General features: G+C 60.7%; 23 protein-coding genes and 1 riboswitch. Of the genes, 9 read left to right on the top strand and 14 right to left on the bottom strand.

Annotated features, from left to right (window positions below; all coding sequences use genetic code 11):
* Positions 1 to 481 precede the first annotated feature (481 nt).
* Complete coding sequence (locus GA830_RS02240) at positions 482 to 1,063, bottom strand: biotin transporter BioY (protein WP_258045532.1); 582 nt, start codon at positions 1,061 to 1,063, stop codon at positions 482 to 484.
* 257 nt (positions 1,064 to 1,320) lie between these two features.
* Here GA830_RS02240 and GA830_RS02235 point away from each other — a divergent pair, with 257 nt between their 5' ends.
* Positions 1,321 to 2,067, top strand: coding sequence for a DUF3108 domain-containing protein (locus GA830_RS02235; protein ID WP_258045531.1), 747 nt, complete (start codon positions 1,321 to 1,323; stop codon positions 2,065 to 2,067).
* 26 nt (positions 2,068 to 2,093) lie between these two features.
* Positions 2,094 to 2,975 carry an aromatic amino acid exporter YddG gene (gene yddG, locus GA830_RS02230; RefSeq protein ID WP_195163505.1) on the top strand — a complete coding sequence of 294 codons (882 nt, stop codon included), beginning with the start codon at positions 2,094 to 2,096 and terminating at the stop codon, positions 2,973 to 2,975.
* A gap of 9 nt (positions 2,976 to 2,984) precedes the next feature.
* Here the strand turns inward: yddG and GA830_RS02225 are convergent, their stop codons facing one another.
* Together GA830_RS02225 and gloB are read right to left on the bottom strand one after the other, a co-directional pair.
* The gene (locus GA830_RS02225; protein WP_195163504.1) at positions 2,985 to 3,413 is read right to left on the bottom strand and encodes a cupin domain-containing protein; all 429 of its coding nucleotides are present in this window, start codon (positions 3,411 to 3,413) and stop codon (positions 2,985 to 2,987) included.
* A 3-nt stretch (positions 3,414 to 3,416) separates the two neighbouring features.
* Entirely contained in the window at positions 3,417 to 4,184 is a 768-nt protein-coding gene (gene gloB, locus GA830_RS02220; protein ID WP_195163503.1) for a hydroxyacylglutathione hydrolase, read from the bottom strand.
* Between the two features lie 156 nt (positions 4,185 to 4,340).
* Between gloB and GA830_RS02215 the strand changes: the two genes are divergently transcribed.
* Positions 4,341 to 5,084 (top strand): class I SAM-dependent methyltransferase, encoded by a 744-nt coding sequence (locus GA830_RS02215; protein ID WP_195164720.1) that lies wholly within the window; start codon positions 4,341 to 4,343, stop codon positions 5,082 to 5,084.
* 10 nt (positions 5,085 to 5,094) lie between these two features.
* On the opposite strand, the gene metW is transcribed toward GA830_RS02215, so the two are convergent.
* Positions 5,095 to 5,709, bottom strand: coding sequence for a methionine biosynthesis protein MetW (gene metW / locus GA830_RS02210; protein ID WP_195163502.1), 615 nt, complete (start codon positions 5,707 to 5,709; stop codon positions 5,095 to 5,097).
* Complete coding sequence (metX, locus tag GA830_RS02205; RefSeq protein ID WP_195163501.1) at positions 5,706 to 6,887, bottom strand: homoserine O-acetyltransferase MetX; 1,182 nt, start codon at positions 6,885 to 6,887, stop codon at positions 5,706 to 5,708. The genes metW and metX overlap by 4 nt, the downstream gene beginning before the upstream one ends.
* 67 nt (positions 6,888 to 6,954) lie before the next feature.
* A riboswitch (SAM riboswitch) is annotated at positions 6,955 to 7,032 on the bottom strand.
* Between the two features lie 102 nt (positions 7,033 to 7,134).
* Here metX and GA830_RS02200 point away from each other — a divergent pair.
* Complete coding sequence (locus GA830_RS02200; protein ID WP_195163500.1) at positions 7,135 to 8,076, top strand: prephenate/arogenate dehydrogenase family protein; 942 nt, start codon at positions 7,135 to 7,137, stop codon at positions 8,074 to 8,076.
* On the opposite strand, the gene GA830_RS02195 is transcribed toward GA830_RS02200, so the two are convergent.
* On the bottom strand, positions 8,071 to 9,075 hold the full coding sequence (locus GA830_RS02195; protein ID WP_195163499.1) for a DUF2125 domain-containing protein: 1,005 nt from the start codon (positions 9,073 to 9,075) through the stop codon (positions 8,071 to 8,073). The two genes, GA830_RS02200 and GA830_RS02195, sit on opposite strands and share 6 nt — an antisense overlap.
* A gap of 110 nt (positions 9,076 to 9,185) precedes the next feature.
* Between GA830_RS02195 and GA830_RS02190 the strand changes: the two genes are divergently transcribed.
* The gene (locus GA830_RS02190; RefSeq protein ID WP_195163498.1) at positions 9,186 to 9,713 is read left to right on the top strand and encodes a gamma-glutamylcyclotransferase; all 528 of its coding nucleotides are present in this window, start codon (positions 9,186 to 9,188) and stop codon (positions 9,711 to 9,713) included.
* Here the strand turns inward: GA830_RS02190 and GA830_RS02185 are convergent.
* The 4 genes from GA830_RS02185 to ftsE all read right to left on the bottom strand — a co-directional run bounded on the left by GA830_RS02185 (position 9,703) and on the right by ftsE (position 13,001).
* A complete protein-coding gene (locus tag GA830_RS02185) occupies positions 9,703 to 10,497 on the bottom strand; it encodes a lysophospholipid acyltransferase family protein (RefSeq protein ID WP_195163497.1) in 795 nt (264 codons plus the stop codon). The genes GA830_RS02190 and GA830_RS02185 overlap by 11 nt on opposite strands.
* Positions 10,498 to 10,566: 69 nt before the next feature.
* Positions 10,567 to 11,178 (bottom strand): YdcF family protein, encoded by a 612-nt coding sequence (locus GA830_RS02180; RefSeq protein ID WP_258045629.1) that lies wholly within the window; start codon positions 11,176 to 11,178, stop codon positions 10,567 to 10,569.
* A gap of 199 nt (positions 11,179 to 11,377) precedes the next feature.
* Positions 11,378 to 12,349 carry a cell division protein FtsX gene (locus GA830_RS02175; protein WP_258045530.1) on the bottom strand — a complete coding sequence of 324 codons (972 nt, stop codon included), beginning with the start codon at positions 12,347 to 12,349 and terminating at the stop codon, positions 11,378 to 11,380.
* A complete protein-coding gene (gene ftsE / locus GA830_RS02170) occupies positions 12,342 to 13,001 on the bottom strand; it encodes a cell division ATP-binding protein FtsE (RefSeq protein ID WP_195163495.1) in 660 nt (219 codons plus the stop codon). The genes GA830_RS02175 and ftsE overlap by 8 nt, the downstream gene beginning before the upstream one ends.
* Positions 13,002 to 13,186: 185 nt before the next feature.
* Here ftsE and GA830_RS02165 point away from each other — a divergent pair, with 185 nt between their 5' ends.
* From GA830_RS02165 to GA830_RS02155, 3 genes are all read left to right on the top strand, one after another.
* Positions 13,187 to 13,804, top strand: a complete 618-nt coding sequence (locus tag GA830_RS02165; RefSeq protein ID WP_195163494.1) for a hypothetical protein — start codon at positions 13,187 to 13,189, stop codon at positions 13,802 to 13,804.
* Between the two features lie 12 nt (positions 13,805 to 13,816).
* Complete coding sequence (hpt, locus tag GA830_RS02160; protein WP_195163493.1) at positions 13,817 to 14,359, top strand: hypoxanthine phosphoribosyltransferase; 543 nt, start codon at positions 13,817 to 13,819, stop codon at positions 14,357 to 14,359.
* Between the two features lie 70 nt (positions 14,360 to 14,429).
* Entirely contained in the window at positions 14,430 to 14,792 is a 363-nt protein-coding gene (locus tag GA830_RS02155; protein WP_195163492.1) for a response regulator, read from the top strand.
* A gap of 36 nt (positions 14,793 to 14,828) precedes the next feature.
* Here the strand turns inward: GA830_RS02155 and GA830_RS02150 are convergent, their stop codons facing one another.
* Positions 14,829 to 15,977: an MFS transporter gene (locus GA830_RS02150; protein WP_195163491.1), complete on the bottom strand. Its 1,149-nt coding sequence runs from the start codon at positions 15,975 to 15,977 to the stop codon at positions 14,829 to 14,831.
* Between the two features lie 107 nt (positions 15,978 to 16,084).
* Between GA830_RS02150 and GA830_RS02145 the strand changes: the two genes are divergently transcribed.
* On the top strand, positions 16,085 to 16,840 hold the full coding sequence (locus tag GA830_RS02145) for an AraC family transcriptional regulator (protein WP_210330842.1): 756 nt from the start codon (positions 16,085 to 16,087) through the stop codon (positions 16,838 to 16,840).
* A 45-nt stretch (positions 16,841 to 16,885) separates the two neighbouring features.
* Here GA830_RS02145 and GA830_RS02140 read toward each other — a convergent pair whose 3' ends face one another.
* The 3 genes from GA830_RS02140 to GA830_RS02130 form a co-directional block, all read right to left on the bottom strand.
* Complete coding sequence (locus GA830_RS02140; protein ID WP_258045628.1) at positions 16,886 to 18,727, bottom strand: LTA synthase family protein; 1,842 nt, start codon at positions 18,725 to 18,727, stop codon at positions 16,886 to 16,888.
* Between the two features lie 357 nt (positions 18,728 to 19,084).
* Entirely contained in the window at positions 19,085 to 20,275 is a 1,191-nt protein-coding gene (locus GA830_RS02135; RefSeq protein ID WP_195163489.1) for a GNAT family N-acetyltransferase, read from the bottom strand.
* A gap of 4 nt (positions 20,276 to 20,279) precedes the next feature.
* Positions 20,280 to 20,915 carry a DUF6875 domain-containing protein gene (locus GA830_RS02130; RefSeq protein WP_195163488.1) on the bottom strand — a complete coding sequence of 212 codons (636 nt, stop codon included), beginning with the start codon at positions 20,913 to 20,915 and terminating at the stop codon, positions 20,280 to 20,282.
* Positions 20,916 to 21,036: the final 121 nt, after the last annotated feature.

The following is a 21,036-nucleotide window of genomic DNA, read 5'->3' as shown; positions in this document are numbered from 1 at the left end:
GCAGTCAGGCAGCCATTGAGAAAGTTGGCGTTCCCTTAGTGACATTTGGATGACGCGTCAAGCTTTGGCGGTGGTCGGAGAGGTGCAAGTCGCGTTTGTGCGAAACCGCTCGACGCCACATCGGTGCAGAGGCCAAACCACTCAATCCGGTGCAGACATTGCGGGTTTACCACGTCGGAATGCCGTGCGCATCCTGTCTCCTTGTTCGACAGAAAGCCGAAGACGGGTATCCGCAACGAGTGCCTCGCCCAGCAGAGATGCGGTGGCGCTGGCTGGGGCGTCATCGCGCCCTTGCACTCTTCGGCCAGAGCGTCCGGTTCGTCAAGCAATGGGCAAATGTCGTCAGGGTCGTTTACAAGCAAGATATCCGCCGGTGCTGATTCGGGCGAGGATTCGATTGTAATTTCAACAAATAGCGCGCTGTAGCGCCTGCCGCTTTAGGTCAGCATCCAGAGCAGGTGGTGCGCGCGCGCCCTGACTGTCACCGCAGGAAAAGGCTCGCACGGCCAGCGGCCAGAACGGTAAGGCTGGCCAGCAGCGATTTAAGTAAGCCACCCAGAAGAAACGGCGTCACGCCATGGATGAGTGCGCTCTCCGCGCCGATCATCGCAGCCAGCCATACCCAGCCGACTGCCAGAATCAGGATATTGCCCAGCAGCATGGTCAGCGACCCGCGCACGACACCGGCTGTCCAGCCGCGTTCGGCCAAAAAACCCACCATTGCAGCGGCGACGACGAAGCCGGCGAGGTAGCCGGCCGTCGGACCGGCAAAATGGGCAAGGCCACCGGCGCCACCGGCAAGTACCGGAAAGCCCATCATGCCCTGCGCCAGCCATGCCAGCACTGTGATAGCACCGAGACGCCAGCCGTAAAGCGCACCCACCAGCGTTACCGCGAAGGTCTGCATGGTCATCGGGACGGGGACCATCGGGACTTCGATCCAGGACGATGCGGCGAGAAAAACGGTGCCCAACATGATCGCGGTTATCTTCAGAACCAGCGGCTGGCCCGAAAGCTTGAGCGGAATGAATGAGGCGGTGGACATTTGTGTTGCGTCACTCAAGATGCTGGAGCTCCAGTTTGTCGGTCGCCAGACCGCGGTGGGGTGGCCATATCCCACGTCAGGTGACGTAGCGCAAGATACCTTACGTAGCGTAACCGGGGTTGGGCTTCGCAAAGGTTAATCCACGGTATGCCAGTTGCATGCTCCAGTTTCATAGATTCGCCTGATTCATACGACGATCTCGCGCCATGTCGCAACGTCACCCAACATGCCGCCGAAATCTTCCAGCGCTTTGCCTTTCTGGGGTGCTGTTTGCAGTGTTCCCTCAGGCGGAGGCCGGAGCCGCCGGCGAAAAGCAATCCTTCCACGCCGAATATGCCGTCTCCTATCTCGGCCTGACCATTGCGCGCTCGCGCTTTGACAGCACGATTAGCAGATCGGCGTTCGAGATCGGCGGGTCGCTCAAAAGCGCCGGACTGGCCGAGATGTTCGATGACACCAAGGGGACTACATCGACCTCGGGCAGCTTTACCGCCAAAAGCACGCGGCCAGTCAGTTTTGCTGCAGATTATGTGACCGGGAAAAAGAAGAAGAAAATTGCCATGAGCTTTGCCGGTGATGCAATCACCCAATCGGTGTACCTGCCCGAGCCCGGCCCCCGTGCGGCCGACTGGCTGGCGGTGCAGCCGGCGCATCTGAAAGGCGTGACCGATCCGCTTTCGGCAACCTTGGTGCAGGCTTCCAGCCCGGCGGAAGTCTGCCAGCGTACGCTCAAAATTTTCGATGGCGAAATGCGGGCAGACCTCATACTTGCGCCAGCCGGCACCGAAAAACTGTCGCTGCGCGGCTATAAGGGTGAGGCTGTCGTATGCACGGCGCGGTTCTCGCCTGTCTCGGGTTACCGCAAGGGGCACAGATCCATCGCCTACCTCAAAAACCGCGCAAAAATCAGGATCGCCTTTGCACCGATGGGCACGACTGGCATATATGCGCCGGTGCACGCTACGGTCAGTACGCTGATCGGGACGATCACCATCGGGGCTGTCAAGATCGAGCCTCGCTGAGGGCAGGGTTTCTGGGGGTTTCGATTATGGCGCGCGCCACGCTTATCGGGTTCTTGGCGGTTGCCATGTGGGCGCTGCTGGCGCTGTTCACCGATGCATCGGGCCAGGTGCCGCCATTTCTCCTGTCCGCCATCTGCTTTGCCATAGGCACTCTGGTCGGGTTGGGTGCGCGGCTGGTGCCGTCGGCCAAGCCTGTAGAGAAGGTGTTGATCCCCGCATCGGTGTGGGTGGTCGGCATTGCCGGCCTGTTTGGCTACCACTTCTTTTATTTCACCGCGCTGCGCAACGCGCCGGCGGTAGAGGCGAGCCTGATTGCCTATCTGTGGCCGCTGTTGATTGTGCTGGGCTCGGCGCTGATGCCGGGCGAAAGGCTACGCTGGTTTCATGTGGCGGGTGCCGCACTCGGCCTTGCCGGCACGTTTTTGATCATCAGCAAGGGCGGCCGTCTCTCGTTCGAGAGCCGCTATGCATTCGGCTATACGATGGCGGCAGTCTGCGCGCTGATCTGGACAGCCTATTCGCTGTTGTCGCGCCGCTTCCCGGCGGTTCCCACCAGCATTGTCACTTGGTTTTGCCTGGCCACCGCAGTGCTATCGCTGGCCTGCCACCTGGCTCTGGAGGAAACCATTTGGCCGGCCACGACTGGCCAGTGGCTGGCGGTGGTGGGGCTCGGGCTGGGCCCTGTCGGCGCGGCGTTCTATGCCTGGGATCACGGTGTCAAGCGCGGCAATATTCAGGTGCTCGGTGCGGCCAGCTATGCTGCGCCGCTGCTGTCAACTCTGATATTGATCGCAGCGGGTGCTGCAACCGCATCGACTCATATTCTGCTCGCCTGCCTGCTCATCACCGGCGGAGCGGTGCTGGCGGCCAAGTCACTGCTGTTCGGGCGATCTCCTGCCGCCGAGTGACGGTTTAGGTTAAAGCGCGCCGGGCTGCCAGTCGGGCGGCGCAAGCTCGAAGGCTGAAAAATCAAAGCCCGGCGCCACGGTGCAGCCGACCAGCGTCCAGGCTCCGAGGCTGATGGCCATTTGCCACCAATTGGCAGGTACCACAGCCTGAGGCCGCTGGCCTGCGGCAAGATCGGTACCCAGCGTCGCCGTCACGATCGGGCTGCCTTCTTCATACATCAACAGCGTCAGCGGTGCGCCGGCATAATGATGCCATACCTCGGCTGCGTCGCGCACGCGGTGCCAGGCCGATGTCTCGTCGGCCTTCAGCAGAAAATAGATCGCGGTAGAGTGGCCGCGCGGATTGTCCGGTGCCAAGTCGCGAAAGGTCTCGGCATACCAGCCGCCTTCGGGATGCGGCTGCATGGCCAGGGTGGCGATGATCTCGTCAGCGGTCACGGCTCAGAACAGATCCTTGCGCTTGCGGATCTCGGTAAACACCGCCTCGTCGGTTGCGTCCTCCATGCCGAGGTTGCGGCGTATTGCCTTGTCGTGGAAACGCAGGAACGGATTGGTAGAAAGCTCTGCGCCGATCGTGGTGGGCAGCGTCGGCTTGTCGTCCTCGCGCAGTTTCTCGATTTCGCGCACGCGCTCCTTCAGGGCCGAATTGGTCGGGTCGATGGTCAACGCGAAACGGGCGTTTGAGAGCGTATATTCATGGCCGCAATACACCACCGTCTCCAGCGGCAGCGCAGCCAGCTTCTTCATTGATTCAAACATTACCGGCGGCTTGCATTCGAACAGGCGTCCGCAGCCCAGCGCAAACAGGGTGTCGGCGGTAAAGGCGATGCCAGCGCCCGGCATATAGAGGCTGATATGCCCGGCGGTGTGGCCTGGTGTCTCGATCACCTCCACCCTTTCAGTGCCCAGCGTCAGCGTGTCGCCCTCGACCACTTGCCGGTCGATGCCGGGGATCTTTGCAGCCTCCGCCTTGGGACCGGTGATGGTCAGGCCAAAGCGCTGTTTTAGGCCCAGATTGGCTTCCACATGGTCGGCATGGTGGTGAGTGATCCAGAGCTGTGTGGGGCGCCAGCCGGTGCGCTCAATGGCCTTCAGGATCGGCGCTTCCTCGGGCGCATCAATAATTGCCGTCTCGCCGGATTTCGTGTCGTGCACCAGCACGCCGAAATTGTCGCTGCGGCACATGAACTGTTCGATCTCGATCGCCATCGTCATCTCCTTGAGTTGGCCGGAAGATAGGGATGGAGGGCGACCGTGTCACCCATCGAAACATTTATTTGCGCGCAACCCGCTGGCAGGCGGTCCGCATTGCAGGTGGCGCATGCTTTCTTGAAACTGCCACGCAAGGGGGGTACCGTCGCCGCCATGATTTCCGACATTGTTGACCTGCGGTCTTTCTACACCACCACACTTGGCCGAATAGCTGAGCAGTCGATTGCCATGGGGCTGGCCAGTATCTGGGCCCGTCTGCCCAATGAGCGGTTGGTGGGGCTGGGCTATGTGCTGCCCTGGCTCGACAGGTTTGGCACCGATGCCGAGCGGGTATTTGCGTTCATGCCGGCGACTCAAGGGGCGGTAAACTGGCCTCCGGAAGGTCCCTCGGCCACCGCGCTGGTGTTTGAGGAAGAGTTGCCGCTGGTCGATTCCTCGGTCGATCGGGTGCTGCTCGTCCATGCGCTGGAACATGCCGAAAACCCACGCGAATCACTGCAGGAACTTTGGCGCGTTCTGGCGCCGGGTGGGCGGTTGGTCATTGTGGTGCCTAACCGGCGCGGCGTCTGGGCGCGTTTTGAGCATACGCCCTTCGGCACCGGTCGGCCTTTTTCGCGCGGGCAGCTGACATCGCTGTTGCGCGAGGCCAATTTCACACCGGGTGATTGGTCGGACGGGCTGTTCTTCCCGCCTTCGACAAAACGCTGGCTGCTGCAATTTCACCAGATCCTGGAGCGCACCGGGCGACGGCTGTGGCCGATGTTTTCCGGCGTCATTATCGTCGAGGCGCAAAAGCGGCTCTATCAGGGCATTCCTGTCGCCAAGCGCTCCTCGCGACGGGTCTTCATGCCAGTGCTCTCGCCGCAGGGGGCCGTGCGGCACGCACGCGACACGTGAGCCAGGTGGACTACCGCTTCAGCAGAAACACCGCCTGCTGGCCAAAAAAGTTCCAAAACCACCAAGGCATGGACAGTCCGATCCTCTGGCCGGCGGCGTTCAGTGCGGTTGCGCTTTCGACGGTGGCACCGACTTCGTCGCACAGATTGACGAAATCGCGGATGGTGCAGAAGTGGATATTGGGCGTGTCATACCAGCTGTAGGGCAAATCCTTGGTCACCGGCATACGGCCGCGCAGCAGCAGCGACAGGCGCACCTGCCAGTGACCGAAATTGGGGAAGGATACGATGGCATGGTTGCCGATGCGCAGCAGGTCGTCGAGAACCGCCTTCGGATTGCGGGTGGCTTGCAGGGTCTGTGACAGGACGACAAAATCAAACCCCTTGTCGGGGTAGAAGCCAAGGTCGGCATCGGCATCGCCCTGGATGACGGAGAGCCCACGCCCGACGCATTCATTGACGCCGCGCTGGGAGATTTCCACGCCGCGCCCATCGACCTGCTTGTCGCGTTCCAGCAGTTGCAAAAGCTCGCCATCGCCACAACCAACATCAAGCACCCGGGCGCGCGGGGTAATCAAGTCGGCGATGACAGCAAGGTCGACGCGCTGGGCTGCATTGGTGCTCATGGCGTTTCCTCCAGCCCGCGGGCCCTGGCCGCCGAGTGGATGAAACCGCGAATGGCGGAAAACAATTCGGGTTCGTCCAGCAGAAAGGCATCATGGCCGCGGTCGGTGTCGATTTCGACAAAGGAGACCGAAGCGCCAGCAGCGTTGAGCGCATGGACGATCTGGCGGCTTTCGGATGTCGGAAACAGCCAGTCGCTGGTGAAGGAGACCACGCAGAAGCGGGTGGAGGTGCCCGCAAACGCATCAGCCAGACGTCCGCCATGGTCGGCGGCAAGGTCGAAATAGTCCATCGCCCGGGTCATGTAGAGGTAGGAATTCGCGTCGAAGCGGTCGACAAACGTCATGCCTTGGTGGCGCAGATAGCTCTCGATCTGGAAATCGGCGTCGAAGCCGAAGGTCAGCACCTCGCGGTCCTGCAGGTTTCGACCGAATTTACGGTGCAGCGCGCTTTCGGACAGATAGGTGATGTGGGCCGCCATGCGGGCGACGGCGAGGCCCTTTTCCGGGCGCTTGCCGGCCTCAATATATTTGCCGCCGCACCATTCCGGGTCGGCCATCACCGCCTGCCTGCCAACTTCGTGAAAGGCAATGTTTTGCGAGGAATGGCGCGCGCCGGTAGCGATCGGCAGCGCGCAGAATACACGCTCGGGGAAACTTGCCGCCCATTCCAGAACCTGCATGCCGCCCATCGAGCCACCGACCACAGCAAACAGGCGATCGATGCCAAAATGGTCGACCAGCATGGCCTGAGCCCGAACCATGTCTCTGATGGTAATAATCGGCAGGTCCAGCCCATAGGGCTTGTTCGTTTCGGGATTGATCGAGGCTGGGCCAGTGGAGCCGAGACAACCGCCGATCACATTTGAGCAGATGATGAAATAACGATCCGTATCGATGATCAATCCGGGGCCAATCAGCACGTCCCACCAGCCTGGCTTTCCAGTCACCGGGTTCGGGCTTGCTACATGCTGGTCGCCGGTTAGAGCATGGCAGACCAGAATGGCGTTGGACCGTTCAGCGTTCAGCGTTCCATAAGTCTTATAGGCGATCTGGAAGGGCGAGAGCAGGGCGCCGGCGTCAAGCTGCAGTGGCTGCTCTGCGCCAAAGCGCACGATCTCGCTCGACGGATCGTTGGCCTCGTCTTTTCTGGCTTTCTTCGTGGCGCGCGCTGCGGCCATGGGCGTTTGTCCTTGCGGGGCTGCTATCAGGGCAACAAAAAACCGGCGTTGCATCTCACAAGCCGGTTACACCATTGCAACGGCCCTTTAGCGAGTTGTTTAACGTGGCTGCAAGCCGACCGGCCAAATCACCACGGGAGTCAGCATGATGTTTAGGCGGCGCAGACCTTTGCGTCAATCTCAAAGCTTTGCTAGAGCAGGCGGCCCTTACGGGGTCGAATGCCCGCACTTGATGAAAAGCTGAGCTATGCCTGATCCCCTGTTTCACAAAATCGCGCTGATCGGCATAGGCCTCATAGGCTCGTCGCTCGCCCGTGTCATCAGGCGCGAGGGACTTGCCGGTGAGATCATCGTTTCGACCCGTAGCGCCGAGACGCTTGCGCGGGCCGAGGAGCTGGGACTTGGCGACCGTTATTTTTCGCGTGCTGATGAGGCTGTGCGCGACGCTGATCTGGTGATTGTTTCGGTTCCCGTCGGCTCATCGGGGTCCGTGGCGCAAGAAATTGCACCGGCCCTGAAAAAAGGTTGCATCGTCACCGATGTCGGCTCCACCAAGCGTTCGGTCATCGCACAGATGCAGCCGGCGCTGCCCGATCATGTCCATTTTATCCCTGGCCATCCGCTCGCAGGCACCGAGCGGTCTGGACCAGATGCCGGGTTCGCGGAGCTGTTTGAAAACCGCTGGTGCATCTTCACGCCGCTGCCAGGCACCGATGCTGGCGCGCTGGAAAAGCTCTCCGAGTTCTGGCGGCGTTGCGGCTCCAATATCGAGATAATGGACGCCGACCACCACGACATGGTGCTGGCCATCGTCTCGCATCTGCCGCACATTATCGCCTACAATATTGTCGGCACAGCCGATGATCTCGAGGCTGTGACAAAATCCGAAGTGATCAAGTATTCCGCGTCGGGCTTTCGCGACTTCACGCGCCTGGCGGCCTCCGATCCCACCATGTGGCGCGACGTGTGCCTGCACAACAAGGATGCGATCCTCGAAATGCTGGCGCGGTTTTCCGAGGATCTCGCTTCGTTGCAGCGCGCGATCCGCTGGGAGGATGGTGACAAGCTGTTCGAGATGTTCAGCCGCACGCGGGCCGTGCGGCGCTCGATCATCGAGGCCGGTCAGGAAATCGATGTTCCCGATTTTGGCCGCCAGGTGGTGGAACACCCGGCCGGCGGCAAGTCATAGGAGCGGCGGGATTGCGCCAAGCGGGATAAAGCCCAGTACGGCGCGACCCTTGACGATCTTGAGCGGCAGTTCCGGCGCGCCACCCAGAAAAGCCAGCCCAGCGATGCCCGAATTGATTTGGCTTGCAAATTCGGGGGCCGCAACAGCCAACGCATTGGCAAAGCCCTTAGGGTTGCGCATGGCAATCTTCAGGTCTGCGTCGAGCAGGCCATCTTCGGCCACTGTAAATGTTCCTGAGACGCTAATCCCCGTATCAGCGTCAAGCGAGATGCCAAGGTCGCGCACAGTGCCTGACTGGCCGCGCAGGCTTTTTTGACGGGCCTGAACAAGCGCAACGCCATTGGCGAGTGTGCCGTCAAACGTGCCGGCAAGCACAGGCAGCGTGCGGCCGCCTACGGTGTCGGCATCGATCTGCAACTCCGAAAAGCTGCCGGCGACATCGACATCGGCGCCGCTCGGCCGCAGATGAGCCTCAGCCTTGCCTGCACTGAACAGCATCACGGGGTCGCCATCATCAGGGTCTGTCTGCGCCGACAGGCCGCTGGCCTCGAGCGAGATGCGTTGCGGCAGCGGCCTTGCAATGCGCGCACTGCCGCGCAGATTGTCCCAGTCGAGCCAGATCTGGGTTTTGCCGGGAATACGGGTGCGTAGCGGGCCGTTCACCTCGGCGACGATTTTCAGCGGGTCGTAGACCTGGGCTGCGGTGCGCAGGCCGCCCAGTGTGGCGAACAGATCATTCTCGCCGGCGCCGTGATAGGCGATCGTGTCGCAATAGACGCCAAGCCGAAAGGGGTAACCGCGCACAGTCATGTTTCCGCATTCTGCGGTCACGCCGTCATGGTTCAGCGCCGCCACCACGGCCTTGGTGCGTTCGGTCAGCTTGCCGGCAAGGTAGTACCATCCGGCGCTATAGCCTGCGATCAACAGCAGGATGAACGCCGCAAGGTACATGAAGCGGCGGCTGGTGGAGGGGGCGGCTTTCGTGTCAGCGGGCGTCATGCTTAGCTTTCGTTTCGGCTTGCTTCGAAAAAGAATTTCCGAAACCTTGCCGTTTTGGGGCGCGAGGGATTCGCGGTTGCAGTTCCACTCATGCGATCAGGCTTGGCGATATGGGCGATTTTTGGGTGTTTGGCTATGGTTCGCTGATTTGGCGACCGGGTTTTGCCCACGTCGAGACCAAGCGGGCGCATTTGCGCGGCTATCGGCGCGCGCTGTGCGTGATCTCGCATGTTCATCGCGGTACCGAGAAACGGCCGGGATTGGTCATGGGGCTTGATCGTGGCGGCTCGTGCGTCGGGCTTGCCTTTCGCGTGCCAGGTGATCTGCGCGGCGAGGTGCTGGATTATCTCAGGGCGCGTGAACTGGTCACCCATGTCTATCTGGAGCGTCATCTGCCGGTGCGCCTTGATGACGGGCAGGTAGTGGAAGCCTTGTGTTACACGGTCGATCGGACGCATCCGCAATATGCCGGCAGGCTTCAGGAGGGGGAGGCTGCGGCGATCATCTCGGGCGCGGTCGGTCAATCGGGGGGCAATGAGGAATATGTCGCCAACACGGTGGCGCATCTCAGGGCGCTCGGCATCCGCGATCATTGGCTCGAGCGGGTGGTGGCGCTGGCTGGGCCGGTCAGGGCCTGATGTCGACGCCGAGCTCGTCCAGACGCTTCTGGGCGGTTGGTGGCATGGGCGGCGGGTTTGGGCCTGTTGCCGCTTCGATCAGCAACTGGTCGCAGGCAGCTTCCGTCTCGCCGATCAGCCGCTCCATGAATTCGTCGCGCCCCAGCCCGGCCGGGATCGGCGGCAGGAAACGCGCCTTGATGATGCCGGGATAGCGCAGAAACTTGCGACGCGGCCAGTAAAGGCCGGCGACATGTGCCACCGGCACCACCGGCACACCCAGCTGGGTATAAAGCTCGACAATGCCGTATTTATAATTGGGCGTGTCGCCGGGAGCCCGGCGCGTGCCTTCGGGGTAGATAATCAGCTGGCGCGGGTTGCGCGCCATTTCGGCGCGCGTGGCCTTCACCACTTGCTTCAGCGCCTTGGAGCGGCTGCCGCGGTGGACCGGGATCATGCGCATCTTCATCACATACCAGCCGAAGAACGGGATCCACAAAAGCTCGCGCTTCAGGATGTAGAGGGCGTCGGGAAGATAGGGGAAAAATGCCATGGCATCCCAGAACGACTGGTGTTTTGGCGCCAGGATGAACGAGCCTTCTGGAAGATTTTCAGTGCCGGTGATCTCGCTTTTTGTGCCTGCAATCTTTTCTTGCAGCCACAGGCTGGAGCGGGCCCAGAATTTGGGCACCCACCACGCGTTTTTGCGCGAGGCGAGGAAATAGAAGGGCGTGAACACCAGCATCTCGGCGATAAGTGCGAGATAAAAGACGATGTTGTAGGCCAAGGAACGGAGGATGAGCATGGAAATCCCTGTGCGAGCACGCGCCGGCACTGGTTACAGCATCGCGATGAAAAGGAAAACCGGGAAGGTTTACCCGCCGAATGTGGCCTTGGCGACCGTGACAGTGGGCGCAACGCCGGGCGCGGTGATCATGCCGCGGGCGAGCGACGCCAGATATTTGGTATATTCGGTAAACATCACCCGCAGCGCATCGGGCTTCGTTATCCAGACACCATCATCCATCCGCGTGTTGACAACAGGGTAGGGGCGTAGTTCGGCGTCGCCCAAAACCCGACCCATTTCCAGCATCGTGCGCGGCATGTGGTAATTATTGGTCACCAGGATGACGCTCCGATAGGCGTGGGTACCGACCCATTTGGCGCTTTCCTCGGCATTGCCGATCGTGTCGAGCGCGGCACGGTCGATATCGATGCAGCAATTGAACAGTGCAGCATCGCCGCCAGTTGCCTTCTGGATCTGTTTCAGATTGGCGCGCGGATTGACGCCGCTGATGAGTAGGCGCTGTCCTTTGCCGGACTTCAAAAGGTCCAGCGCGGTGTTGATACGGGCCTGACCACCGGTCACCACGATAATCGCATCGGCACCGTCCGGGTCAACAGGAGCTGCAAGCAGGCTGACATGGCGCGCAAACAGGCCAAACCCGCCTGCGAACAAAATGCCGCCAATCAGGAAGCCGAGCATGGAAAACTTGACGGCAAAGAGTATGGAGCGCCAGTTAATCTGCGTCCGCGATTTGCCTATCGGCTGATCCAGCATGAGGTCCAAAGGGCCATTCATTTCCAAAGTATACCTGCAAATCGCGGTGATTTTGCGGACAGATTGTCATACTTCCACCACAAATCCTTACAGTCTTTAGCAATCCGTGATGCAACCATGGCGATTATCCCCCATCCGGGTTGCGCGTGTCTAGATCGGAAAGATAGGTCACGACGGTCACGTGCGAGGTGGCGGCGGTCATCGCTGCAATCAGCAGGACAATCAGCGCCACTCCCACATAGCCTGCGGCGCCAATGGCGAAATTGCCGAATAAAGCTGTTGCCTGGTCGGCCTGCGGAGTTGCTATGTTCATTGCCGACCAGAACGAGAAGGCGATGAAGGTGATGACGGCGGCAATACCGCCGGCCACCGCGCCTTTCATGCCGGTGAACAGGAAATGTTTGCGGAATTCGCTAGCGATGAACCCCGCTTCGGCGCCGATGAAATGCAGCACCTCGATGATGTGGCCGTTGCCGGCCATGGCCCCACGCGTGGCGAAGACGACCGACAGCACGGTGGCTGAGAGCATCAGGATCAAAACCGCGACGCCGATTGTCACCGTCGTGCGCGCCATTGCGACAAGTCGGTCCACCCAGGTGCGGTGGTCATCGAGCGAGGCTGTCGGGAGTTCAGGCGTAAGGCCGGCGCGCATGGCAGCAAAGTCGGGCGGACTTTTTTCATCGATGGTGACGATCACCAGACGCGGGACTGGCAGTTCGTCGATGTTGAGGCCGGAGCCAAGCCACGGTTCGAGCAGCCTTGCGGTCGCATCACGGTCGATGATGCGGGTCCCGGTAACACCCTTAAAGCCGGTGGCGATGCGGGCCGCGGTCTTGAGTGCAGCCTCCATGTCGAGACCGTCCAGCGGCTTGATCTGGATCGTCGCTTCGCGGGAGATCTGGTTTTCCCACACCGAGGCGGTATCTCGCACCAGGGTCACTGCCCCCAGCGTCAGGCAGGACAGAAAGGTCATGATGGCGATGACGAAGACCAGCGCGTTGCCCACCACATTCTGCTCGGGAACGATGGACGCGGCTTTTCGTCCGCTGTGGCGTTCGCGCGTTGCCGGGGCCATTTCGACGACCGCGTCAGTCATAGATGTCGAGCCTGCCGCCTGAAAGGATCATCCTGCGGGCATCGACCTGTTCCATGAGGCCCAGATCATGGGTGGCGATTACGACTGCGGTGCCAAGCCGGTTCAACTCTATGAACAGCCGCAGAAGCCGGCGTGCCAAGGGCGGATCAACATTGCCTGTCGGTTCGTCGGCCAGCAGGATTTCGGGCTGTTCGATCAGCGCGCGGGCAATCGCGGCACGCTGCTTTTCGCCGCCTGAGAGCACCGGCGGCAAAACATGCATCCGCTCGCCCAGGCCCACCCATTTCAACAGTTCAACCACGTCGCTGCGGTAGCTTGCCTCCTCGCGGCCTCGCACGCGCAGCGGCAGCGCCACATTCTCATAGGTGGTCATATGGTCCAGCAGGCGAAAATCCTGGAACACGACGCCAATGCGTCGGCGCATCAGCGGGAGGTCGTGACGCGTAATGCGCGAGCGGTCCTTGCCAAACACGGTGATCAACCCGCGCGTGGGTTTGAGCGACAAAAACAGAAGCCTCAGCAGCGTTGTCTTACCAGCACCTGACGGTCCGCTCAGAAACTGGAACGAACGGCTTGGAATGTGAAAGGAGATATCGCGAAGAATCTCCGGCCCCATTCCATATCTCAGGCCAACATTTTCGAAGCGGATCACACAGGGCTCGCGCGTATTTTCGGGGCTGTCATAGCAGCCGTTTCTGTCAGAAGACCATGGGTTGGTGTGGTTAACCGCCGGTTAATTTCAGCCATTGCTAAAGCCTGCTGCGGCAATTTGGTTGTAAATCGTTAACCATTTAAGACTACCCACGAAGATTGCAGTTCAACAGGATGGCTCGGCCGATGGCGGGCAAGGCACGCTTGGTATCCGGCGAGATTTTTTTGGCAGCGGTGCCTGCCGCAGCTATGCGGCGGACGTCTGACGCGGACGTTTTAGACGCCGAGTTCGAGACGCTGCCGCTGGGCGGCAACAGCTCCGCAACGCTTTCACCCCAAATGGAACCCATAACACCTTCTGTAGCCGGGATGGATATGCTGCGTAGAAGCGGGCCCGCAGCCTTGCAGACCCTGCCGGGGGGCTCACTGTTCTGGGCCGGCGGTCTTTCTATCGTGTTCGTGTCCTTCTGGTTTTCCGGGGGCCATGCGCTTGTAGGTGACCGATTGGTTCGTCCGCCGTCTGCAGGGCCGTCGCTGCGGATCGCGTCCGTGGTCTCCGGCGTGGACCAGAGTGGTGCCATGCTCACCGTCGATGGCGAGGCGATCAATGATGGCGCCTCTGCACAGACGATGCTGCCGCTGAATATTGCGGTCACCGGTGCTGACGGTTCAGCCACGCGCTACAATCTGGGGACATCGGGCCAGGAGATCGCGCCGGGCGGCAGATTTGCCTTTGCCAGCCGCGTGCCAATGCCTAAACACGGGGTGAAGTCCGTTTCGGTCACCTTTGGCCGCCAGAACTAGGAAACACGACACATGCCAGTAGTGCGCGACAAGGACATCGAGGTCCTGTTCAGTGCGTCGGCCATCGCCCGGCGCAATCTGGAACTGGCCAAGGAAGTAGCTGGGCGCGACTATGACGACCTTCTCGTCATCTCGATTCTCAAAGGCTCGTTCATCTTCGCCGCCGACCTTATCCGGGCCATGCACGATACCGGCCTGTCGCCAGAGGTCGAGTTCATCTTCATCTCCAGCTACGGAGCCGGCACCACCAGCGGTGAGGTGCGCGTGTTGCGCGACATCGACAATGAGGTGGCAGGCCGCGACGTACTTTTGATCGACGACATCCTGGAATCCGGCAAAACGTTGAAGTTTACCCGCGAGCTGATGCTCTCGCGCGGCGCAAAAAGCGTATCCATCGCCGTCCTGCTCGACAAGCACACCCGCCGCCAGACCGATTTGCAGGCCGATTTCGTCGGCTTCGAGTGCCCGGACTATTTCGTCGTCGGCTACGGCATGGACGTCGCCCATGCGTTTCGCGAACTGCCGTTTGTAGGCATCGTCAAAGGCGATGTGTAACGCAACGTGATCGTCTGACACCCGGTTTTATTCAGGGATCGTCAAGACTTGGCAGGCCAGTATCCGCGCCATGGCAAAGATCCTGATTGTTGAAGATGATGAATCGGTCCGCACGCTTGCAGCGCGCGCACTGGAACGTGTTGGCCACTCCATCGAAACCGCCGGCGATGGCGCTGCCGGCCTTGCCCGCATCCGCGCCTCGGGCGGCGGTTTTGACCTTGTCGTCTCCGACATACGCATGCCCGAAATGGACGGCATCGAAATGGCCAAGGCAGCCGCTTCAGCTTTTCCTGGCCTGCGCATCCTGCTGGTAACCGGCTATGCCGACCAGCGCGAACGCGCCGATGACTTAAACGGCGTCGTGCTCGATGTGGTGCAAAAACCATTCACTCTGGCCGAAATCCGCGAGCGGGTTGGCTGGGCGCTGGGATAGCAGTCCGTGCCGCACTTACTCGCCCGTCGTCGCTCCTCAACGGAAACGAATAGCCACAGCAAAGCCGGTCGAGCCCAGTGACAGGGCCGCTGCCAGCGCGAACATGTGGGGCCAGGAAATACCGACGGCGATACCGGCCAGAACGGCGCCGAGCGCGCTGACCCCGTCCATCAGGGCAAAGGCCACGCCGAGCGTGGTTCCTTCGCGGTGGTGGGAGTGATCAACCGTGGCGGCCAGCATGGCGGAACGTATGGCATCCAGTGCGCCAACAGCGATTATCATTGCGGCTATGGCTAGCCAGAGTGGTGGCTCGAAAGCCTGCAAGGCGCAGGCAATTCCCGCAATCGCTGTTCCCGTCACCAGAACCGGGCGTCTGCCGATGCTGTCCGATAGCGCGCCGACAAAGGGCTGTGCCGCAGCCCCGGACACCAGCAAAGCCGCAAAGATGATGCCTACTTGCGCCGGTCCAAGACCATGGCGGTCTGCAAGATAGAGCGGGATCATGCTCAGCAGTGCCATCAGCGCCATATTGCAGAGGCAGATCATAACCACGATGCGCAGGCCCATGCCGCGCCGCCAAATATTCAGCATGTCCGCAATGTCCTGTTTGGCGAATGGGCGGTTTTCGACGGTAGGGACCGCGCGTGCGACCCAGATGAAGAAGAAACCCATCAGCAAAGCGGGTAGGGCAGAAAGTGCCAGTGCGCCGCGCCAGTCGACCCAAACGAGTAAAAACCCGACCGAGAGAGGCGCCAGCACTTCCGCCACCGAGCCGCCAATTGCGTGGATGCCCAGCGCATGGGCGCGTCGCGTGCCGTGCTCGCGCGTCAAAACGCCGGCGGCAATCGGATGCCAGGCAGCATTGCCGAGGCCGGCAATAGCCAGCAGCAATGCGAGGCTCCAATATCCCGGTGCCATCGCAGCCAGTACGAAGGAAATTCCGGCCCAGAAGAAGGTGGCGAGCAGAAGGTGACCCCGGTTCGACACATGATCCGACAGCATGCCCGCTGGCAGATAGGCGAGTGCGCCGCCCATATTGAGGATAGTGAACAACAGGCCGATTTCGGTCGGCGAGAGCCCCATCTGGATGCCGATTGTTGGCACGATCAGCCACAATGCGGCGACAGGCCAGTCATTGGCGAGGTGGCCAAGCGTGAACCATGTGAGAAAGATGCGGTCGTTCATGATGCTGGTCCGGCAGGCCCTTCTGCCTTTCATTCTAGCGCAGTTGCCTCTGTCCTTCTGTCGACGGAAGATTAAGATGCATCGAGAATGCGCCAACCAGGACAGGCATGGAAGACCCGATGGCGGAAGATGCGCGTCCGCGCTACCTCGGTGAGACGATCAGGCCGCCCACTGGCGAAAGCTATAACTGGCACGCTCATGACTTCGGCCAGCTGATCTCGGCGTCGTCGGGGTCGATGTATGTGGGAACGCCAAACCGGGTACTGCTTCTCAGCGCGGCGATGGCTTTGTGGATACCGCCTTACATGCAACACTGGATGCGGTACGGCGCTAACAATGCCATGCTTTACGTCGATGTGAACTGCGAAGAAGCACGGCTGCTTGGGGCGCAATGCCGTATTATGACGATGACGCCTCTGCTCGGCGCGTTGATCTCGGCTGCGCTCCCAGATGCTTCAGGAAAACGCGCCTACAAGCACAATAGCGCCCTGCACGATCTGTTACGCCATGAACTCGTTGCCGCGCGCGAGGTGCCGCTGTCGATCGTGATGCCGCAGGATAAAAGGGTGCGCGCGTTTGCCGAAGCTGCGCTCGACGATCCAGGCACGATCACTTCGGTGGACAGCTGGCTTGCCGGTGCTGCGGCCAGCCGCAAGACATTGGAGCGGCTGTTCATCAACGAGACCGGGATGCCCCCGGCACGCTGGCTGCGGCATGCGCGCGTGCTCCACGCTGTCTCGCAGCTTGCCGCCGGTGCCAAAGTCAGCTCCGTGGCCCTCGACATGGGATATGAATCACCCAGCGCCTTTGCCTACATGTTCCGGCGCACCCTCGGCATGCGCCCTAGTGATTTTTCCATCTAGATCGCACAAAATACTCCATGTCCTGCAGAAACTACGAGAAATGTCTTAAGCCCCAGCCGCTCGGCCAAGTTCGGGGAACAGCACCGGTGCAGCGCGGCGGGTGCCGAACATGATGTCATATTGCAGAAGCCGGAAGTCGTTGATCAACGGGTAGTGGGCGCCGCGCTTTTGCCAGTCTTCGATCATGCTGTCATCGGGTGTCACCAGCATGTGGCGGTCGACGATGGCGTAGCTGTCCTGCACGCGACTGAGGAAGCCGGTGTAGTAGGGATGGGTGAAGCCTGCGGTCTTCAGCACGTGCATGGGAATGAAGGCCGGGCTGATAGTCTCGAGGTTCGTGACCGCGCCGGTTCGGCTTGACCAGATCACCAGTGGTGTCTCGCGATGTTTTTTCATCTCGGCAAGCGTGCCTGTGCGCGGCGCGACCGGTTGTTTCATGAAGCCTGTATCGACATAGACCGGCCCGAGCGGCGGCAGGTGGTCGCCAAAGAAGACGATGATGGTTTCGCGCTTGCGGGTGGCGGCCCAGTCGATCAAGCGCTGCAGGCCGGCGTCTGCATCGGATGCGCCTTCGGCAAACGAGCGGATGGATTCGCGCGTCCAAGGGCTGGCGCCTGTCGTCACCTCATGGGTGGCGTCGGGATAGCGGTTCGGCTCGTAGGGTCCGTGGCCCTGCAGCGTCACCGCAAATGCGAAAAACGGTTCGGTTTCAGCTTCAGCTTGGCGGATGATCTCTTCGGTCAGGGACGCGTCCGACGCAAGGGGACCGCGCTTTTCGAGCGCCGGCATGTCCTCCTCGGACAAGAATTTCTGGAAGCCGAACGCGTCATAGACGCTGCCGCGATTCCAGAACCACTTGGCAAAAGGGTGGATCGCGCGGGTTGTGTAACCTTGCGAACCCAGGAACGTGGCGAGCGAAGGAATGCGATCGCGCACATATTGCTGATAGGGAATGCTGCCATAGGGCAGAAAAGCATTGGAAAAGCCGGTCAGCGCCTCGAACTCGACATTAGCCGTCATGCCGCCAAACTCTGGCGAGAAGACATGGCCGGTGCTTGCCTTGCGGACATGGGATATCGGGTCAGGCGTGATCGTCACGCCGGGAAGGCGAGACGGGTCCCAGAAGGATTCGCTCATCACGATGATGATGTCGGGTTTTTCCTTCGGTGCCGTCGCTGCGGCAAAGGGTCGGGCTGCGGCGTCGATGGCTTCAGGCGTATAGCCGGCCGGTGCTGCAACATTGGCCATCGGCAAGTTCAGGGCGAACGCGAAAGTGAAGCCGTTGAAGGCGTAGTTTTCCTTCTGGTCCCACATCATGGGCACAATCTGCAACCGGTCGCGGGCCCAGGAGAAGGTGGAGTAATCCATGATTGAGGCGAAGGAAACGAGAAGCGGGATCGCGACTGCGAGACGCAGGCTCCGGTCTTTCCACGATAGCGCGCGCGCGCTTTTACGCCAATAGAGAAGTGCCGTTGCGAGCAAGGCAGCGGTGATGAGAAAGCCTCCGGCAATCGCCACCGCCGTCCAAGGACGCTCGCGGGTCAGGAGCGGCAGCAACTCAACGATCTGTCGGCTGTAAAGGAAATCGGTCGGGTAGAGAGGGTCACCCAGATAATAGGCCTTCTGCTTGCTGATGAAGGCGACAGCCAGCACCAGCGGCGCGGTGATGATCAGCGCCAGATGGGCACGTCCAAAAAACGCGTCGAGGCAGGTGAGGGCGAGGGCGAAGAAGGCGATTGTCGTCCAACCGGGGCGCAGTGGCTCACGTAGGAAGGTGAATGCGCTGGTGATCGAACCGCGCGCGATGATCTCGACTGCGAAGACCAAGGTGGCAGACAGCAGAAGCGATACGGTAATGGAAAGGGCAATCCGCAACGGAAGCGGCAGGCGCGCCTGCGAATGCTCGTCATGGTTGAAGGCGGTCTGCCCGGAACTGTCTGTGAGATGATGATGCGACACGATGGTGACTGGGGTGCTCCAACTGTCACGTATCTGTCATTGAACTGTCACAAAAGCCATAGGCATCTCGCTGTCGATGGGACGCTCGCGATGAGATGGTAACGCGCGCATCAGTGGAAGACTTTTGGCGCGGCTGCTTTCGCTTGGTTTTGATGAAAACGGCGCCATTTCGGCTCATTCTCGAGCTGGTTTCGCGCCAAACGGGGCTCGTTCCGCGCCAAACCTGGGTGGTTTCGCGCCATTTCGGATCACAGCGGGGTATCCGGACGATACAAGATTTGAATGTCAGCGACCGAGACGGTTCGCCAAATGGCGGGCCAGCCAACGTGGAATGGACCGAACGATGCGCCGCGCTAACGGCCGTCCCAGGTGCCGTGCAAGGCTGGAATGAAGTGATCCGCGAGTTGTGAACGGCACCACGATATCCTCGACTGCCACCGCGCCGTCGGCATGCTGGAGCTTGTAGGGGTCGGCCGGCGCAAGAAGATCGAAGACCGTGTTGCCGCGCTTCAACGCCTGCGCAAACACCTGATGGACCAGCAGCGATCCGACGCCCTCTCGTTCATAGCAGGCGTCAGTTGCCAGAACGTGGCCGAAGGAATGCCCTTTGCAATCAAAGGATAAATCGATACCAACGCGCCTTGCACCACACACGATCATAGTGATCCGCAGCGGCGAGCCATGGGTGTTGTCGCCGGCGATATCGTGAAAAAAACGGGCAAAGCGCGGGTCTGCTACGGACGGCGACAGGATGGCGCTGCGCTGCAGCCAGTCGCGCTTCAAGGTGATCGCTTCCGCGGCAACCTGCGCAGCCTCGGGGCCTGGAAGGAGGGAGCGGAACGTGACCGCGCCGCGTTCCGACAGGCGGCGCAGGTGGCGCCGGTAATTGGAGCGTTCCTTGGCGGAATAGGTGCTGGCCGGACCGTATTCGCCGACCCGGCGCGAGAGGTTGGCATGGGGGGATTCCTGTCGGTCCAGAACTCGGGTGTGGGCGTCTCGGGTCATTTGAGACAAGGCCCCATCAGCGCGGATACGGCGGCCTTCGAAAAGGTCGGCGCCAAGTGAACCTACCATAGCCCAAGCCATGTCCAGCCAAGCTTTGCGCTGGTCTGAGCGTTCCACCAGCACATCGCCGAACTGGGCCACCGGTGCGCCCATGAAGGACAGTATCCTGGTGCCCAGCCGCGCGCTGCGTACCAAGGGCCAGACCATGACCAGCCGCCCTTCAATCCGGCCGGTGATGATGGCGAGACTTGATTTATCATCGAGATAATTGCGTACCCAATGGGCGAGGAAAACGTGGCTCTGGAACAGCTGATGCGGATCGGCAGCACGAGCAAAGAGATCGGCCCACTCGGCATGCAAGGCCTCGAAACCTGTAACGTCGGTCACGCTTTCAAATGTAATTTTGGCGCTTTCTATTGCCGTATGCGAAAGCACCGGCGGAATACGGTTTACCATCGCACCGCTGCTCATCGGTTCAGCTGCCGGGCTTCATATAGCTGAAAAGACGGCGCAGGCCGGCAATCGGAAAGCGGCTAAGATAGGCGACCAGGAGCGGTGGATGCTTGGCCGCAAAGGGCGCATCCTGTTCCACCATATGGCGGATGGCGAGCACTGGTAACGGTGCGCGCAACGGCCGGAAGTCTGGGTTCCACAAGCCCGGATCGTCTGACGTGGCGTGCATCAGTCCGATCATCTTGCCCCGGCTCAGTGAATAGAACCGCAGCCTGCGTTGTACTTTCTTCAGCATGGCGATACCGGCATCCGAGCCGCATTCCGGGAAGCCGACAATGACCGTCCGGAAATGGCGCATGGCCGGCTTGCTTGAAATTTTTTCGAGTTCGGCAAAGCCATTGCGTATAAGCTCGTAGGCCTTTTCCTCATCCGCAGCGCCAGCCGACGAAATCGCCAGACGCACGGTGTCAAGTTTGGCGGCTTGCTTGGTGAACGGGCAGACAGCGCCGCTGCGCCCAAGTTCCGGGTGGCCGGCCATCAAATAGGTCTCAACCCATTCCAGAAGAGCTTTCAACGCGTTGTTGCCGCCCGACGCCGTTTGCGCAATTGCGTGCGCCATCGTCATCAACGCGCCATCCGCTGCTGGATCCGTTGTCACTGCTAAATCGTCCGTCATCGCCGCCCACAAACGCCTTACCTTGCGGCACAGATATCATGCAGCGATTACCGAAGGTTTGGCGCAAGCCTGGGTCGTGCTGACTTCAGATCAACGTGGTTAA

Origin of the sequence: Mesorhizobium sp. NBSH29 (assembly GCF_015500055.1) — a bacterium.
Classification (GTDB): domain Bacteria; phylum Pseudomonadota; class Alphaproteobacteria; order Rhizobiales; family Rhizobiaceae; genus Neomesorhizobium.
This window is presented reverse-complemented; position numbering and strand designations above follow the sequence as displayed.

What these genes read in the sequence shown, in the direction of transcription:
- GA830_RS02180 (WP_258045629.1), bottom strand. Translation starts at nt 11,178, where the DNA reads ATGCTCGGCTTCCTGATTGGCGGCATTTTGTTCGCAGGCGGGTTTGGC.
- metX (WP_195163501.1), bottom strand. Translation starts at nt 6,887, where the DNA reads ATGGCCGCAGCGCGCGCCACGAAGAAAGCCAGAAAAGACGAGGCCAAC.
- gloB (WP_195163503.1), bottom strand. Translation starts at nt 4,184, where the DNA reads ATGGCGATCGAGATCGAACAGTTCATGTGCCGCAGCGACAATTTCGGC.
- yddG (WP_195163505.1), top strand. Translation starts at nt 2,094, where the DNA reads ATGGCGCGCGCCACGCTTATCGGGTTCTTGGCGGTTGCCATGTGGGCG.
- GA830_RS02215 (WP_195164720.1), top strand. Translation starts at nt 4,341, where the DNA reads ATGATTTCCGACATTGTTGACCTGCGGTCTTTCTACACCACCACACTT.
- metW (WP_195163502.1), bottom strand. Translation starts at nt 5,709, where the DNA reads ATGAGCACCAATGCAGCCCAGCGCGTCGACCTTGCTGTCATCGCCGAC.
- GA830_RS02190 (WP_195163498.1), top strand. Translation starts at nt 9,186, where the DNA reads ATGGGCGATTTTTGGGTGTTTGGCTATGGTTCGCTGATTTGGCGACCG.
- GA830_RS02185 (WP_195163497.1), bottom strand. Translation starts at nt 10,497, where the DNA reads ATGCTCATCCTCCGTTCCTTGGCCTACAACATCGTCTTTTATCTCGCA.
- GA830_RS02155 (WP_195163492.1), top strand. Translation starts at nt 14,430, where the DNA reads ATGGCAAAGATCCTGATTGTTGAAGATGATGAATCGGTCCGCACGCTT.
- GA830_RS02145 (WP_210330842.1), top strand. Translation starts at nt 16,085, where the DNA reads ATGGAAGACCCGATGGCGGAAGATGCGCGTCCGCGCTACCTCGGTGAG.
- GA830_RS02135 (WP_195163489.1), bottom strand. Translation starts at nt 20,275, where the DNA reads ATGAGCAGCGGTGCGATGGTAAACCGTATTCCGCCGGTGCTTTCGCAT.
- GA830_RS02175 (WP_258045530.1), bottom strand. Translation starts at nt 12,349, where the DNA reads ATGACTGACGCGGTCGTCGAAATGGCCCCGGCAACGCGCGAACGCCAC.
- GA830_RS02200 (WP_195163500.1), top strand. Translation starts at nt 7,135, where the DNA reads ATGCCTGATCCCCTGTTTCACAAAATCGCGCTGATCGGCATAGGCCTC.
- GA830_RS02150 (WP_195163491.1), bottom strand. Translation starts at nt 15,977, where the DNA reads ATGAACGACCGCATCTTTCTCACATGGTTCACGCTTGGCCACCTCGCC.
- GA830_RS02195 (WP_195163499.1), bottom strand. Translation starts at nt 9,075, where the DNA reads ATGACGCCCGCTGACACGAAAGCCGCCCCCTCCACCAGCCGCCGCTTC.
- hpt (WP_195163493.1), top strand. Translation starts at nt 13,817, where the DNA reads ATGCCAGTAGTGCGCGACAAGGACATCGAGGTCCTGTTCAGTGCGTCG.
- GA830_RS02165 (WP_195163494.1), top strand. Translation starts at nt 13,187, where the DNA reads ATGGCGGGCAAGGCACGCTTGGTATCCGGCGAGATTTTTTTGGCAGCG.